Below are 16,652 nucleotides of genomic sequence, written 5' to 3' on the forward strand. Positions count from 1 at the left end.
GCTTTTAAACTCATCATTAAAATTTTGTCGCAAAACAGTTGGAATTTTTCACCGTTTTTCATCTGTTTTTTACTATCTTTTATGGTGATTAGTTTCTTATGTAAAAAAAGTAGTCTAACCTAGACTACTTTTTTTACACAAAATAATGAAACTACAAATAATTCCCTCAAAACCCCTCTCCCTCAAACGCTTTCGCGTGGTGTTGCTGTGCTTTTTGGTGGTCTTGGTATCATCATTGTTAAGCGCTCAAACTTTTGTATCCTCCGATTCTGTAGTCTTCGTATCCGAAGACTCGTATTTGTATGCAGATTCTCCAATATATATTTCCCGTCAAAACTTTAGAAAAGACTCTTTTAAAAAGTGGTCCAGGGTTGTGACCAAAACATCCTCCCTCAAAGTTTCTCATAAGAAGTCCACAAGTAGTCCAACGGAAAATACTTGTTATAAGAGTAGTCCAATAAGTAAACATAAGCTTGGACTTTTTTTTAATTCATCTTCAATAGCTTTTATCGGAAGCTCTTTTCCGGTAAAGCTTCAGCATAAAATAATACCATCTTCTTTTATTTTATTTATAAGCACAAGAAGGGATCAAGAAAAAGATATTCAGATCTCTTTTCATCCTTTCCAGCTAAACCATATCACCATCAACCATTTCGGTCGTCCTCCACCTTTGCTTCAATCATAAGGCACAAGAGTTTTTTTAACACATCAGTCATATAAGAAGGTAGTTAAAACTTTGCAACCAAAAAGAACACATCAGTTTTGAAAATCTTAGATTTTCCTTCGCCGCAAATGGTCATTCACTATCCATCTCGTTTGTCATCCCGTAGGGATCTCAGCAAAGAAAATCATACAACATTTGTGAATTGAGTGTTCAACCATTAGTGCCATTCGTGTTTCGTCAATTCGAGTGTTTTTTCGTAACAAAGTGAAGAAAAATATATCGAGAATGAAATTGATCCTCAAACTCTAAAACCTCTGCAAGCTCTTATAAGTGCAACGCCTTTGTGAAACTAAAAAACACATCGTATATAAAAAATCTTCGTGCACTTAGTGTTCACGGTGTCAGGCTGAGCCTGTCGAAGCCCATACCAATTAGTCTTTTAAAATATAACAACAAACATAAATACAAAACAATGAAACATTTTAATTACAATGGCTATTCTGTTATTCAGCTTAGCTATAAAAGCTCAAGTGGGGATTAACAATACATCTCCGAAAGTGACCCTCGATATTACCGGAAAAACCACAGACGGCAGTAAAGCAGAAGGATTGATTATTCCTCAATTAGAAGGTGATAAGATCAAAATTGCTGACACAAAATATACTCCTGACCTCAAAGGAGCGATCATTTATGCCCTTTCAGCGGTTGCCTCTCCAAGTACCAAAACTGCCAATATTACTGCCGAAGGATACTATTATTTTGACGGAAGCGTATGGCAGAAGCTGTCTAATTCTTCCGTACCGGCAGTAGTTGTAACATCATCTGCTCTCAACGGAACTTATAAGGCAGGAACAGCAATGACTGCATCTAATACATTCACCGTTACCCTGACCAATAATTCATTCAGCACCGCTACGATTGCTTTCAGTACGTCAGACTTAGCTCTTTCAGGGGTTACCGGTCTTTCGGTGGCATCAGTGAGTACAGCTTCCAGCACTTTGATTGCAGGAGCGAGTGTCACGGTAACCTATACTTTATCAGGAACTCCGACTGCCTGCGGAACGCTTACGGCGACGTGGAGTAAACTTACACTGAATTCTGTTAAAACGATTAGTGTAGCTCCTAACCCAATCTTTACCTGCAGCGCAGGATCCTGGTCAAGTGTATTACCTGAATACAGGCTTAATGGACTGATCAACGGAACGGCTTATTCTGGTACTTATACATTACCATACACCGGAGGAGCTTGTACATACGCGGCGGAAACTATTACCCAGAACGGGCTTACACTTACTCTTACAGCAGGGACCTATAGTACCAGCGGAAATTTACCTTATACTTTATCCGGTACGTATACAGGTACAAATAATGGTGCCGTAACCTTTACGACAGCAGGCGGATGTACTATTTATTTAGGACCTTGTGCTACTTGTAAGGAAATCAAGGATAAAGGGTTAACAACAGCGGATGGAGTTTATTATGTAGATATTGATCAGGCAGGAAGCACTTATGCCCCAATGAAATCATATTGTGATATGACAACTGATGGTGGAGGATGGATGCTCCTGGGGGTTAATGGTTCAAGTCTTTCGGCGCCTACACAGAGTACTGAAATGACAAGTCCAAATATAAGTGGGTACTTATCACGTACAATGGTAATACAAATAGCAAATTTAAGCTCACAAGTTCAGTTGAGAGCAGGTAATTCTTCTACAAGCTATGCCAATAAAACAACCTCTCAGAGCGGAGGTCCTGCTATTTTGGCTCTCCGAAATTCAGATAATAATTACATGGGACTTGGAACATGGCATAGATCTGGAGCACCGGAGGATTTTATTAACAATACATCAATTCTAACGATAGGAACCTGGACATGGGACGTAGGTAGCTGTACAGGTAGTCAAGATGCCAATGGTTGGCCAAAAATGTATCATGACTGTGGTAATGGTAGTGGAGTACATTGGTTGTTTACATATCAATATGCTAATCGGACAGCTGGTGGTGATCCATGGGCATCTACATGGGTAAGATAGTATTTTAACTAACAAATAAACCTTCAAGGTATTGGAAACCTTGAAGGTTTAAACAAACAATAATTAAAACAACTACAATGTCAATATTACATAAAATAAAAGCCTATTTATACGATAACGTTCTAACAAAAGACAATCCAAATGATTTCACCGCCAGAACCGCAAGCGAGCGAAGTCTCAATGTGCAGCAGATCTGCCAGTCAGCCACCAATCGTGGCGGGGCGGATATCTCGGCTTCAGCAATGGAGCATGCTACAGAGCTTTTCCTGAAAGAAATGGTGTATCAGTTGTGTGACGGGTACTCCATTAATACCGGCTACTTTACAGCCAATACCACCATCCGTGGGGTCTTCGATAGTCCGTCAGAGACTTTTAATAAAGATAAGCACAGCATCATCTTCCAGTTCAACCAGGGAGAGAAGCTACGCGCAGAGATCCCCAATATTGAAGTTGAAATCCTGGGTGTGGCAGAGGCTTCTGCCGCGATTCTTCAAGTGACAGATGTAAAGAGCGGTTCGGTAAACGATCTTTTGACTCCGGGCAGAAACCTCAAGATTGCCGGAAGCAAGATCAAGGTTGCGGGTAACGATCCTTTCATCGGGGTATTCTTTGTGAACACGACTTCTAATGTAAGGACGATGGTGGAGGAAAGCGATATGGTGACGAACAATCCTTCGGAGCTTATTGTGGTGATTCCTGCATTACCGACGGGAACGTATCATCTGGAAGTGGTGACGCAATATAGCAGCGGGGCTTTATTAAAAGATGTCAGGACAGCAACTCTCGATAAAATACTGACGGTAGCATAAGTTTATGACATTCACTTTTTCGATAGGTGATCATGTCGCCCGATGAGAGATGCTCTCATCGGACGTGATAAGGAGGTTATCTCGAGCGTGACAAGGTGTTCTCATCGGTCGATGAGAACACCTCTCGGAAACCGACTGCTTTTAGCAGGATAGTTTTATAGTATGAATGCACTCCGGTTTGGGAAAGATTTCCCGGCCGGAGTTTTTTTGTGGCTTCGACTCCGCTCAGCCTGGCACCGTATATCACATTGTTCTTGAACGCGGAACACACTAAGATTTTTTTTATCTATAATGCTTATTAGTTTCACAAAGCCGTTCCACTTAAAAGAGAACGCAAAGCCAACTATTGAAAAGTCTCACTGCAAATGATAAGAAGGACAACTTAAAAATTCCACTCCTCTGGAGGGGAATTTAGAAGCGGTCGGTTTAAGATGTCAAAGGGCCTCGTTACCATCCCAATTGTCATCCCGGTAGGGATCTCAACACGAATCTTTCCATGCGCATGTTATCGACGAGGTCGGGATTCCTACGGAAATCGAAGATTATCTCCTTTTAGTCGATGAATGTTATTTCGACGGAGTCAATGACAAGGTGGAAATAAAAAGGAGAACTTAAGCGGTCTCCTTTTCTTTGCTGTAAACATCTATGTAATTGTATAAAACTCACTGTTGAAAATCTTATGCTTTGATTAAGATTATATTCATTATTTACGTGAACTAGACTTAACCAAGGGTCAGGACTTATAAATTACAGCTATTCATAACGTCAGATATTTAATTGCTTAGTTTCAGTGCGTTCATCAATTGTCTTGAGAATAATAAGGACTGTACTTCATTCAAAGAACTATCTAACGACGGGCTGGTTGGAAGTGCTCAATATTTTCGCAATCAATAGGTTTTTAAATTGATGAACAGAACGTACATCTAAAAGGCCATATGCGTTTAAATCTTTAAATGCCTGTTGCGTTTCCTTATTGTCATAAAACCAAATCGTGATTCTTGCCGGCATAATGCCTTGTTCTCTTAATTTGTTATATGTTGCTCTGGTATCAAATCGTAAGATGATTTGATTAGGCCCTTCTTCACTTTTTTTCAGATAACTGATTGATTTTATTTCTACCTGTAAGTCTTTCAAAAAATACTCTAAAGGTTTGCCTTGGTAATTTTGCGTTGACCGCCCCAGTGTATTGAATTGTTCTCTACTGGTAATGGTCTTCTGAGCACTAATAGCAGTAGTAAGCAGGGTTAATATTAATAACGTTATTTTTAACAAATTCATATTCATATTATTTACAATTATCTTCACTATAAACTTTATTATCTCCATTTGTATTTTCTCTTGTACCCAGCTTTTTAAAATTTCCGCTGGCATCCATTTTTGTAAGTGCTATTCCGGCATTGTACTTATCTAAAATAAATGCCAAAGCCATTTCCTGTGTTCCATTATAATAGGTATATATATCTGTATATTCATAATTTAATGCAGTTGGAAAGTTAGGCGCGTATCCAGGTTGCTGGCTGGGCGGATAATTACTGAGAAAATTAGCAAACGCATCTGCATTTGTAATAGTCAGAGCATAAACAGTACCATTCGAAAGAACAACATATCTTGTGTTAAACGTATTGTATTGGTTATGATAAAACATCATGCTGTATACGTCACCTGCCGAGGGCGCCGTATTTTGGGGGTGGTTGTGCATATCAGCGATCGGATAAGCGAAAGGATTATTAATATTTCCGGAAGTCGCTCCCAATGACTGTATACCTGTAGCATCTATCGGACCATTGGCAGTATTGCTTCCGAAGCCGACCCCATTTTCTCCACCGTTTTGTCCAAACGCATTCAATATCCCTTGCTTAGCAGCCGAAAATTTAGAATTCTTAGAGAGATCGGTCGCTTTTTGTGAGCCTGCCGCGGCCTGTTTACACTTTTCCTCTTGCGGGCTTGGTGGCGGAGGAATAATAATGATATCGGGAATAGGTACTGAAGGGTTGCTTGGCGGAACTGACGGTCCTCCGCCTCCCGGTGCCGGGATTATGACTTCATCAATATTTCCATGACATCCTCTGCATCCCGGAGAATCCATCGGTCCAGAGCCACCTTTTCCCATTTCGTCCACGAAGCGGCCCTCAACAATTATTTTTTCATACCGGAAAGATCCTTCCAGAGAAATATAAGAAACCCGACCGCTCATTTTCTCCATGATTTGGTGAGCAGTCAATTCATAATCATCGGGAGAAAATGAGGTATCCGAAGTAAATTTCCAAAGATGTCCCGATACTTTATGATTATCGATCCTGAAGGTAAGCTCTTCTATGAGATTTTTTCTGCCATTTTTGATCGGCACCGTAATCAAAATAGTTTCCTTCTGGGTGTTTTTATACTCCCGTGCTTTTTCCCATTCAATGGTCTTTCCCAATAATTCATTTCTTCCTTTTATATACTCATTTCTTATATAAGAAAGCGGGTCTTTATGATTTTCAATCATACCACCTTCCAAAGGTTCCTCTGAACAGGACCACAATGAGAATAATATCAGCCCGCTGATGAAAATAAATAAAAGCAAATAATTCTTTTTCATACCAAATCAAATTTTCGGTTGCAAATATATTTTAATAATTCTGAAAAGGTGAAATATAAATATGAATTTTGTCACTGCTATATGATATGAGGTGTACTATCTAAAGTAGTATTTTCTAAATGCAAGAATCCCGACAGTGAAGAAGCAGCTATTTTACATAAGAAATTATTAAGTATAAGTCAATTTTTCGCAGCATCAATTTCCGGACAAAAGTCGCCGATCAATTAACCAAACTTGTTATAAGTAATATTAAAGAGATTTGAGCGTGAAGTATTTTACTTTAAAGTTTCCTTTAATACTTTTAATTTGCCATCGACAGGCCCATTGATCTTTAATCCTAAGATATGGGCTACCAACGGATATACATTCACATTTTCAAATTCATTAATAGTTATATTCCTTTTAAATGCTGAACCCCAGGCATAAAATGTCGCTTTCATTTCAGGGACGGTCTTTGGGCTGTACCCATGTTTCCCCGCGGTGGACTTCTCTCCTTTCTCCAGAAATATTCTGGGAGCTTCAGGAAACAGAAGGATCTGCCCGATCCTGCTGTAGCGGTCATCTTTTGTTGAGAAATGAAGGGATCCCGGAAATTTCTTATCCAAATAGATTTTATAACCTCCAGTTTTATTGGCTTTCAGTTCTTTATAAACCTTTTTGACCTCATCAGGATTTTTAACGTAAACTCTTAATAAGGTCTGGGAATTGTAAATATCAAATCTATTTTTGTCCAGAAGCAATTGAGGGATTTCGAGAGGATTTTCATTGTCCGCTTTAATCATCCCGTGATCTGAAACGAAAACAAAATTTACATTTTTCAATCCCAGCTCTTTCACTTTCTGCACCAATTGCCCGACAGCCTGATCGATCTTATGAACAGCTTCTTCTGTTTCTTTGGAATCCGGACCGAAATGATGCCCGTTTGCATCAGCTTCCGGAAAATAGAGGGAAATAAAATGAGGCCTTCTGTCCATCGGCAGCCTGAGCCAGTCGATCACTTTATTTACTTTTTCTTCCGGGGAAAATTTTTCGTGATAAGGGTAATAATAGGTAGGTCGTGCTCCTCCCGCATCACTTGCTGATCCTACCCACATTACAGAAGCAGAAAGCATTCCCTGTTTTTCTGCCAGTCCCCATAGTGGCAAACCACCATACCAGGTGCCGTCTTCTGCATTTTTTTTATTGCTTTTGGCGTAGGGTTCTTTTCTTTTATAATCGTAGAAATAATTATCAATAAGACCATGATGTGCAGGATAAAGTCCAGTGATTAAGCTCCAGTGGTTGGGGAAAGTAATACTGGGATAGCTTGGGAGCATGGCTTTTGCCTGAGTGCCTTCGTTTGAATATTTCAAGAGATTTTCAGCATGATATTTCTTCGCATAATCATACCGGAAACCGTCTGCCGAAATCATGATTACATAAGGTTTTGCCTGTGCTTCAACGCTGTTGTACCTTCCCGGAATAACAACCTGGGCGGTATCTGTATTTCCATTCTGACCAAAAACCGTCAGCGAGAAAATCAACACTAATAATTGTAGTGCCTGTTTCATTATTTAAAAGTTTACGCAAAGGTAGCTTCTGAAATTGTGACAGGAAAGTCTGGCGGGTTAAAAAAAACATTAAAAGCCTGTTTAAATTTGATTAAATGTTACAAAATCAACATTCATTTTTTTGACGCAAAGATTTTATTTGCCTTTGCTTTCTAAAAGTATGTAAAGTTGAATTAAAACTTTGCGTTATAAAAAATAATAGAATCATAAAAAATTTAAAAGCATTCGCAATTACGAAGTGTGCTTAAACTTTGACTGTTAAATATTGATAATGAGAAGAAAAATGAAAAAAGCCACTTTTCAGTGGCCATTGATTATTTTTTGCTTATCCTTCGACTATTCTTTGATTAACTGTTCGAAAGCAGTTGATCCGTCTTTTAAAGCAATTTCCAAATAGTAATTTCCTGATTTAAGATCGGAAACATTGATTTCATTACCCTCCATTTTTACTGTTCTGATCTTTCTTCCTGTTGATTCAAAGATGTCAACCGATTTAATCTTGTCCACATTTTTGAAGCTGAAAGTTTCTTTTGCTGGATTAGGATACAGCACTACTTTTTTTGTTTTCTGCTGCTACTTCACCTGTTGCCAGTACTGCTCCCATCGTTAAAGTGGCATATCCTCTCGTCTGATGATACTGAAGACTTAAACCAGGGCCTTTTGCATAAAATATATTTATAGTTGCGGGAGCATTGGCAATAGCAAAATCACCTGTACCTCCGCTAAGAGATCTTGTAGCCACTACGGTTCTAATCCCACCTGACGTTGTATTGGAAGTCATTGTCCAGTTCTGAACAGCATCTGCCGAGATACTTCCAATACCTCCGAAAGTATAATCCAGTCCACCGTTAGTTGTAGAGTTCGCATTATACACAAACCCGTCTGCACCACTCGCCATTCCCACATTTCCGAATCCTATTCCAAGATAAGTAGTGTCGGATCCAGTTAATGTAATGGTAACCTGAGTTGGTGATGTTACCAACTTTACAGTCATTCCTGTTGACCCAAGGCTTACCGTTCCCGATGAGAACTGAGCTTGTGCAGCTGTTGCCAGAGCCATTGATAAAGTAAGTAGAACTTTTTTCATTCGCTAATTTTTTAAGAGATTAATTATTTCTTTATTGTTGGTTTGCAGGGCATACTCAAAAGGAGTCATTCCCTGCGAATCTTTTATGGTTTTGTCGGCTTTATATTTGAGTAATAATTCCGCCAGTTCTTTATTTCCCGACTTCACAGCCCAGAATAGAGGGGTTGTTCCGTTGGCATCCGCAATATTAGGATTTGCATTTTTCTTCAGGAGATACTCTACAAGCTCTTTATTGTATCTGAAGGCAAGTCCTGATAGTGCCGTTCCTTCCTTGCTTTTGTAGTTGATATCTTTTACATTGTCTGCCAAAAATTTAGCAACCTCCACATTGCCTCTGTAACAGGCGAGAATAAGAGGAGAAAATCCGCTTTCATTAGTTTCATTGATGACATTGGGATCCTTTTTCATCAGGTCTTTCACTTCCGTCACAGTTCCGGTGCGGGCAATATCAAAGATCGTTTTCGCCTTATCCTGAGCGAATGTAAGTGTGAATCCAAGAAACACACTTAGCATTACTATTAATTTTTTCATTGCTTTACCAAAACATAGTTATACTCCACATTTACCGTTTCGGCAACCTTTTTCATGACCATTTTAGGGATGGTCACTTTATGATCTGCAGCTTTTACTACGAATCCTCCGGTCATATAGATTTTCCCGTCTTTGGCATAAACTGTAGCACTTGACGTGTACGCTTTTGCTACCCCATGAAAATTGAGCGTTCCCTGAATGGTATATTTTTGAGGGGAAGAAGAAAGCTTCGACTTATCAAAGTTTACAATTTTACCACTGAACGTGGTCTTTGGATATTTTGCTGTTTCAGCATAGCTTTCATTGAAATGCTCTTCCATGAGCTTCGTTTTAAAATGGAAGTTTTTAACAACTGAAACTGAAGCAATTTCTCCGTTGTCTGTATTCAGAACTACAACATTGTTGTCATCCTGCGCAAAAACATCTTCAAAAAGAGGTACTGAAGCCTCAAATGTTACTTTTCCCGTTTTGGACATATATTTCTGAGCAAAAATAAAATTGCCGGAGATGAACAAAACGATGAATAATATCAGCTTTTTCATAAGAATACTTTTTAGTTTTCGGTAAGCCCATCGGCTTTCCATTTGGTGATTATATTGATTTGTGCGGGTGAAAGACTTCCTCCCTGCGGCATTTTCAACGGATCTCCGTTTGGTCTGGTAATCCTGTCGATAATATTGTCGATATTATTTTTAACCTGAGTATAATTGGTAAGAGCCTGCGCTCCCGGAGAATGGCAGCTCACACAATTGGCATCAATGATGGCTTTTACATCCTTATTATAGGTTACTGTTTCTGCAACAGGTGTTGTGTCTGAGATCTCTTCATAAGTTCTGCTTTCACAAGCAACCATAAGAACCGCCGATGAAATGATATATATAAACTTTTTCATTTTAAAAAACTCTGTAAAGATTAAACCCGAAGAAAATCTGTCCTTTTTCCCACTTTCCGGTGGCATTTGTAAGATACCCGATATCCGAATTGATCTGGGAATTCGTAAACAACAGCTGGAAAACGTGGCCCCCTGTCTCAATATCCATTCCTAATGACAAAGGATTTTTGTAAAAGCTGTGATTATCAAAGTTCACAAAATACTCTGCATTAATGGATATTCTTTTTGAAATTTTATATCTCCCTCCAAGACCTGCCAGAAACTGGTTCTTGTCTTCTATATTCGGGTCATAAAGATTTTTGTGAACATAAGACGGCGTAAGCTGCAAGGAAAAATCATCATTAAATCTCCTTGAAATCAAAGCCTGGGTAAGGTAAGAAAGCCTGTCTCCAAACTGAAGGTGCGGATAATTGTCTTTTTTAAGATCCGTATTTACCGCAAGTACATTATACCCTACTACATCAACAGGAAAGTTTTCGCTTTGCCTGAATAATCTGTATTTGGCTCCTCCTTCAAAAGTCTTTTGATTGGTTTCTCTTGACAGGTTGAATGAAAGCCAGTCTGTGGCCCCATAAATGGCTCCTAATTTGGTAGAAGCATCATCCAATCCGAAAAAGTCTTTAAATCCTTTACTTACATCTCCGAAACGGTGTGCTACAACAATGTACCATTCATTCTTTGCCGCCAGTTTTGTAGATTGCCCGGTGACAATCTGCAATGCCTTAAAGGCAGGTTGAGAAGTGTCGGTGTTTTTTGTCTGAATGGTGTCAATATCTTTCAGCAAGTCTTCCTGAGCGAAAGCTAAACCCGAAATCAATAATGACAACAATAACACAGTTTTTGTCATACAGCTTATATTAAAATTTAGTATGACAAACTTAGAAACTTATGGTATCAAAAACGTGTGATAAAAGTCACCAGCCGGATAGTTTTTATCAATCGGATTGTTAAATGAATTAGATAGAATTAGTTAGTCTTGTATAACATTTTTATCTACAAGCATTTGTATGCCTTCTCTGGTCTGAATAATCTCTCCTTCATTCTCCACTTTTTTCAAAACACGGCTTATTACTTCTCTTGAAGTTCCCAGATTGCTGGCAATTTCGCGATGCGTGAGCTTGATCGGATTGTTCCCTGTAAGTGAAATCTGTTGTCTGATATAATTCAGAACTCTCTTGTCAAGCCTATGGAATACAGCATCATTTACCATACTCATCACATCTGAAAATCTTTTATCATACTCGTGATAAAAAACCCTGTTGATCTCCGGAAAGGCAATGAGCCATTCGTGAACTACCGATACAGGAATCAGCATCACCTCAGAATCTTCTTCAGCCACAGCATATACCCTGCTTACGTAATCTGTGAAAATAGAAGAGAAAGTCATCAGACAGCTGTCATTTGCTCTTATGTAATAATAAATAAGCTCGCGTCCGTCGTTTAAAGTAAAAACCCTGATTGAACCTTTTACCAAAAAAGGGACAAATTTATTTTTCTGTCCGTCCCGAGTAATTTCTGTTTTTGCTTTAATCTCTGTGACAACCGCATGTTTGTCTAATTGAGATAAAAATTCTTCACCTAAAAAGCCAAATTTGTTAATAATAAATTGATTTTTTAACATATCCTATACCATATATGGAAGCAAAGATATAAAAATGTCATTTCTATATGTTACTTTTTTAATCTATTAACACAATTTATAAACTCATAAGAATTCTTCACCTATTATAGCTTTTAATTACTCAGTTAATCACAAATATGTTTTCTATAATCATTTATCATAAAAAATGCCCCATCGAAAAATGGGGCATTGTATTTATTATGAGTAAATCTTAAGCGTTTACGTTGTTACCTCCTAATACGAAAGGTTCAACTTCTTTGATTTCTCCGAATTGCTGCTCGTAGTTAGCAATATTTTGCTGAAGAGCAGAAAGTACTCTCTTAGCGTGAAGTGGAGCAAGAATAACTCTTGATCTTACTTTAGCTTGTTGTACACCTGGCATTAACTGGATGAAATCTACTACGAATTCAGATGGAGAGTGGTTTACCAAAGCTAAATTAGCATAGATACCAGCTGCTACCATTTCGTTTAATTCGATGTTGATGTTTCCGTCTTGTGGATTTTGATTGTTGTCCATTGTTATAAAATATTTTTTTTATTCGAAATTTTGAGGTTGTGAAAATATAAAAATAAATTCAAACCTCAAATTTCCGAATCATTAATTTTAGTTAAGATCTTCGAATTCTTTTTTAGAACCTACGATCACATTCTGATATTCTTTAAGACCTGTACCTGCAGGAATTCTGTGACCTACAATTACGTTTTCTTTAAGACCGTTCAATTCATCTACCTTACCTGCTACTGCAGCTTCGTTCAGAACTTTAGTTGTTTCCTGGAATGATGCAGCAGACATGAATGATTTAGTCTGAAGAGCCGCTCTTGTAATCCCCTGTAATACAGGAGTTGCAGTAGCTGGCAATGCTTCTCTTACCTGAACCAAAGCCTGATCTTCACGCTTCAGTTTAGAATTTTCATCTCTCAATTCTCTTGCTGTAATCATCTGACCCGGCAGGAATACTTTAGAGTCTCCTGCGTCTACAACTACTTTAAGGCCAAATACTCTGTTGTTTTCTTCTAAGAAGTCATACTTATGCTCAAGAGCTCCTTCAAGGAACTGAGTATCACCTCCGTCAACGATAGATACTTTCGTCATCATCTGTCTTACGATAATTTCGAAGTGCTTGTCGTCGATTTTTACCCCCTGAAGACGGTAAACTTCCTGAATTTCATTTACTAAATATTCCTGAACCGCAGTTGGACCTTTGATTCTCAAGATATCGTCCGGAGTGATTGATCCGTCAGAAAGCGGCGAACCGGCTCTTACGAAGTCATTCTCCTGTACCAAAATCTGGTTGGATAATTTAACTAAATAAATTTTTCTCTCCCCAGTTTTAGCTTCAACGATCAATTCACGGTTACCTCTTTTGATTTTTCCGTAAGAAACCACCCCATCGATTTCTGTAACCACCGCCGGGTTTGAAGGGTTTCTAGCTTCGAATAATTCGGTAACTCTAGGAAGACCTCCGGTGATATCCCCTGCTTTTGCAGATTTTCTTGGGATCTTGATTAAGACTTTACCAGCCTTAATTTTTTCACCATCGTTTACCATTAAGTGGGCTCCTACCGGTAAGTTGTACGCTTTTTGTTCAACACCTTTAGAATCTACCACTTTTAAAGTAGGTACGGCTTTCTTATTTCTTGATTCGGAGATTACTTTCTCTTCAAATCCTGTCTGTTCGTCAATCTCCAACTGGAATGAAATCCCCTGGATAATGTCTTCGTATTCTACCTTACCGGCAGTTTCTGCAATGATAACCGCGTTATACGGATCCCATCTACAGATCACATCACCTTTCTTCACTTTATCACCAGGTTTTACTGATAATATGGAACCGTAAGGTACGTTGGCAATCATTAATGGTGTCTTAGACTCATTGTCAGCAACCAATCTGAATTCCGTTGAACGGGAAACTACAACTTCCGCTGTATTACCGTTTTCATCTTCAGAAGTAATGGTTCTTACTTCATCCATTTCAACGATACCGTCTCTTCTTGCAACGATAGATGGGTTTTCTGATACGTTTCCTGCAGTCCCCCCCTGGTGGAAAGTTCTCAATGTAAGCTGAGTTCCCGGTTCCCCGATGGACTGTGCTGCAATTACACCTACCGCTTCGCCCATGTGGATCGTTTTACCTGTTGCCAGGTTTCTACCATAACATTTTGCACAGATTCCTTTCTTAGCTTCACAAGTTAAAGGTGAACGAACTTCCACTGATTCCAATCCTGCTTCCTCAATTCTCTTCGCTATTTCTTCAATGATCACCTGATCTGCTTCAGCGATTAATTCATCAGTTTCCGGATCGTAAATATTATGAAGCGATACTCTGCCTAAGATTCTTTCAGAGATTCTTTCAACGATCTCGTCATTTTTCTTAAGCGCAGTAACTTCTGTACCTCTTAAAGTTCCACAGTCTGCTTCTGTAACGATAACATCCTGTGCAACGTCTACTAATCTTCTCGTTAAGTAACCTGCATCGGCAGTCTTAAGAGCCGTATCCGCAAGACCTTTACGGGCACCGTGGGTAGAGATAAAGTATTCTAGGATGGAAAGACCTTCCTTAAAGTTTGCAAGAATCGGGTTTTCAATGATCTCCGCACCGGTAGATCCGGCTTTCTGCGGTTTTGCCATCAAACCTCTCATCCCTGACAACTGACGGATCTGTTCCTTAGAACCCCTCGCCCCAGAGTCAAGCATCATATATACAGAATTGAATCCACCTTGGTCAACTTTCATTCTGCTCATGATCATTTCAGTTAATCCGGCGTTGGTGTTTGTCCAAACGTCGATTACCTGGTTATAACGTTCCGTATCTGTAATAAGACCCATGTTATAGTTGGCTCTAATTTCATCTACAGTTTCGATAGATTGTGCAATCATCTGCTTTTTCTCAACAGGAACAACGATGTCACCTAATGAGAAAGAAAGACCTCCTTTGAATGCGTTTGAATACCCTAAGTCTTTCATGGCATCCAAAAACTTCACAGTTGTAGGGAAATCTGTATCAGCAAGGATCTTACCGATAACGTTTCTTAATGATTTCTTAGTAAGAAGTTCATTAATATATCCTGACTGTTTAGGTACAATCTGGTTGAATAAAATTCTACCTACAGAAGTTTCGATCAGTCTTGTAACGATTTCTCCGTTTTCTTTAACAGGAAGTCTACATCTTACTTTAGCATTTAAAGATACTCTTCCTTCAGCATAAGCGATTTCTGCTTCTTCCGGAGAGTAGAATGCAAGACCTTCTCCTTTCACTTTCATATCTTCCGTAGAACTTAATTCTTTAGTCATGAAATAAAGACCAAGAACCATGTCCTGAGAAGGTACCGTAATTGGAGAACCGTTTGCCGGGTTCAAAATGTTCTGAGAACCTAACATTAACAACTGAGCTTCAAGGATTGCTTCAGGGCCTAACGGTAAATGTACCGCCATCTGGTCACCATCGAAATCGGCGTTGAAGGCTGTTGTTACCAATGGGTGTAGCTGGATTGCCTTACCTTCGATCATCTTAGGTTGGAAAGCCTGAATACCCAATCTGTGAAGCGTAGGTGCTCTGTTCAGTAGAACAGGGTGGCCTTTCATCACGTTTTCAAGGATATCATATACTACCGGTTCTTTTCTATCAATAATTCTCTTTGCAGATTTTACTGTTTTTACAATTCCTCTTTCAATCAGTTTTCTGATGATGAACGGTTTGTAAAGTTCCGCAGCCATATCTTTAGGAATACCACATTCGTGAAGCTGTAAGTTCGGACCTACAACAATTACCGAACGCGCAGAGTAATCTACCCTTTTCCCTAATAAGTTCTGACGGAAACGTCCCTGTTTCCCTTTCAATGAATCTGAAAGTGATTTCAATGGTCTGTTTGATTCAGATTTTACCGCTGAAGATTTTCTCGTATTATCGAATAATGAATCTACAGATTCCTGAAGCATACGCTTCTCGTTTCTCAAGATTACTTCAGGAGCTTTGATCTCCAATAATCTCTTCAAACGGTTGTTTCTGATAATAACTCTTCTGTAAAGGTCATTCAAATCGGAAGTTGCGAAACGTCCACCATCCAACGGAACCAATGGTCTTAATTCCGGCGGGATAACTGGAAGCACACGCATAATCATCCACTCAGGCTTGTTGATCATTCTTGTATTGGCACCTCTCAATGCTTCTACAACGTTCAATCTTTTTAAAGCCTCAGTTCTTCTTTGTTTTGAACCTTCATTGTGAGCTTTGTGTCTCAAGTCGAAAGACAATGCATCAAGATCGATTCTTTTTAATAATTCTTCAACCGCTTCAGCACCCATTTTGGCGATGAATTTGTTCGGATCTGAATCATCAAGATATTGGTTCTCAATAGGAAGAGTCTCCATAATATCAAGATACTCTTCTTCTGTCAAGAATTCCATGTGATCGAAATCTGAACCGTCTAGTTTTTTAGCAATACCCTGCTGAATCACTACATATCTTTCGTAGTAGATGATCATATCCAATTTCTTGGAAGGAATTCCCAAAAGGTAACCGATTTTGTTTGGTAAAGAACGGAAATACCAGATGTGAGCGATAGGAACTACCAAATTGATATGCCCGATTCTCTCTCTACGTACTTTTTTCTCCGTAACTTCTACTCCACAACGGTCACAAACGATCCCTTTGTAACGAATTCTCTTGTATTTACCACAAGCACATTCGTAATCCTTTACAGGACCGAAGATTTTTTCACAGAACAACCCGTCTCTTTCAGGCTTGTGCGTTCTGTAGTTAATAGTTTCCGGCTTAAGAACCTCCCCTCTCGACTCCTGAAGAATCGATTCCGGCGAAGCTAAACCGATGGTTATTTTATTAAATCTACTTGATTTATTTTTATTTGACATAATTTTTATTTTGA

At 39.0% G+C, this 16,652-nt stretch carries 15 protein-coding genes; 3 read left to right on the top strand and 12 right to left on the bottom strand.

Annotation, left to right across the window (positions count from 1 at the left end; translation table 11 throughout):
* The first annotated feature begins 145 nt into the window (after positions 1-145).
* The 3 genes from AAHI02_RS10440 (at position 146) to AAHI02_RS10450 (ending at position 3,506) form a co-directional block, all read left to right on the top strand.
* A complete protein-coding gene (locus AAHI02_RS10440) occupies positions 146-685 on the top strand; it encodes a hypothetical protein (RefSeq protein WP_346983201.1) in 540 nt (179 codons plus the stop codon).
* A 470-nt stretch (positions 686-1,155) separates the two neighbouring features.
* Positions 1,156-2,697: a fibrinogen-like YCDxxxxGGGW domain-containing protein gene (locus AAHI02_RS10445; protein ID WP_346983202.1), complete on the top strand. Its 1,542-nt coding sequence runs from the start codon at positions 1,156-1,158 to the stop codon at positions 2,695-2,697.
* Between the two features lie 77 nt (positions 2,698-2,774).
* On the top strand, positions 2,775-3,506 hold the full coding sequence (locus AAHI02_RS10450; RefSeq protein ID WP_346983203.1) for a DNA-binding domain-containing protein: 732 nt from the start codon (positions 2,775-2,777) through the stop codon (positions 3,504-3,506).
* Between the two features lie 843 nt (positions 3,507-4,349).
* Here AAHI02_RS10450 and AAHI02_RS10455 read toward each other — a convergent pair.
* The 12 genes from AAHI02_RS10455 to rpoC all read right to left on the bottom strand — a co-directional run bounded on the left by AAHI02_RS10455 (position 4,350) and on the right by rpoC (position 16,638).
* Positions 4,350-4,784 (bottom strand): hypothetical protein, encoded by a 435-nt coding sequence (locus tag AAHI02_RS10455; protein ID WP_346983204.1) that lies wholly within the window; start codon positions 4,782-4,784, stop codon positions 4,350-4,352.
* A 7-nt stretch (positions 4,785-4,791) separates the two neighbouring features.
* Complete coding sequence (locus tag AAHI02_RS10460; RefSeq protein WP_346983205.1) at positions 4,792-6,087, bottom strand: hypothetical protein; 1,296 nt, start codon at positions 6,085-6,087, stop codon at positions 4,792-4,794.
* 275 nt (positions 6,088-6,362) lie between these two features.
* On the bottom strand, positions 6,363-7,637 hold the full coding sequence (locus tag AAHI02_RS10465) for an ectonucleotide pyrophosphatase/phosphodiesterase (protein WP_346983206.1): 1,275 nt from the start codon (positions 7,635-7,637) through the stop codon (positions 6,363-6,365).
* 336 nt (positions 7,638-7,973) lie between these two features.
* Positions 7,974-8,144, bottom strand: coding sequence for a T9SS type A sorting domain-containing protein (locus AAHI02_RS10470; RefSeq protein WP_346983207.1), 171 nt, complete (start codon positions 8,142-8,144; stop codon positions 7,974-7,976).
* A 31-nt stretch (positions 8,145-8,175) separates the two neighbouring features.
* Positions 8,176-8,724 carry a DOMON domain-containing protein gene (locus AAHI02_RS10475; protein WP_346983208.1) on the bottom strand — a complete coding sequence of 183 codons (549 nt, stop codon included), beginning with the start codon at positions 8,722-8,724 and terminating at the stop codon, positions 8,176-8,178.
* A gap of 3 nt (positions 8,725-8,727) precedes the next feature.
* On the bottom strand, positions 8,728-9,255 hold the full coding sequence (locus tag AAHI02_RS10480) for an ankyrin repeat domain-containing protein (protein WP_346983209.1): 528 nt from the start codon (positions 9,253-9,255) through the stop codon (positions 8,728-8,730).
* Positions 9,252-9,797, bottom strand: coding sequence for a YceI family protein (locus AAHI02_RS10485; protein ID WP_346983210.1), 546 nt, complete (start codon positions 9,795-9,797; stop codon positions 9,252-9,254). Before AAHI02_RS10485 ends, AAHI02_RS10480 begins: the two co-directional genes overlap by 4 nt.
* A gap of 11 nt (positions 9,798-9,808) precedes the next feature.
* Positions 9,809-10,147, bottom strand: a complete 339-nt coding sequence (locus tag AAHI02_RS10490) for a cytochrome c (protein WP_346983211.1) — start codon at positions 10,145-10,147, stop codon at positions 9,809-9,811.
* Between the two features lies 1 nt (position 10,148).
* Positions 10,149-10,994, bottom strand: coding sequence for a DUF5777 family beta-barrel protein (locus tag AAHI02_RS10495; protein ID WP_346983212.1), 846 nt, complete (start codon positions 10,992-10,994; stop codon positions 10,149-10,151).
* Between the two features lie 123 nt (positions 10,995-11,117).
* A complete protein-coding gene (locus tag AAHI02_RS10500) occupies positions 11,118-11,768 on the bottom strand; it encodes a Crp/Fnr family transcriptional regulator (protein ID WP_346983213.1) in 651 nt (216 codons plus the stop codon).
* Between the two features lie 211 nt (positions 11,769-11,979).
* Positions 11,980-12,285 carry a DUF3467 domain-containing protein gene (locus AAHI02_RS10505; protein WP_029295596.1) on the bottom strand — a complete coding sequence of 102 codons (306 nt, stop codon included), beginning with the start codon at positions 12,283-12,285 and terminating at the stop codon, positions 11,980-11,982.
* An 87-nt stretch (positions 12,286-12,372) separates the two neighbouring features.
* Positions 12,373-16,638 carry a DNA-directed RNA polymerase subunit beta' gene (rpoC, locus tag AAHI02_RS10510; protein WP_346983214.1) on the bottom strand — a complete coding sequence of 1,422 codons (4,266 nt, stop codon included), beginning with the start codon at positions 16,636-16,638 and terminating at the stop codon, positions 12,373-12,375.
* Positions 16,639-16,652: the final 14 nt, after the last annotated feature.

Origin of the sequence: Chryseobacterium sp. POE27, from assembly GCF_039727685.1 — a bacterium.
GTDB lineage: Bacteria > Bacteroidota > Bacteroidia > Flavobacteriales > Weeksellaceae > Chryseobacterium.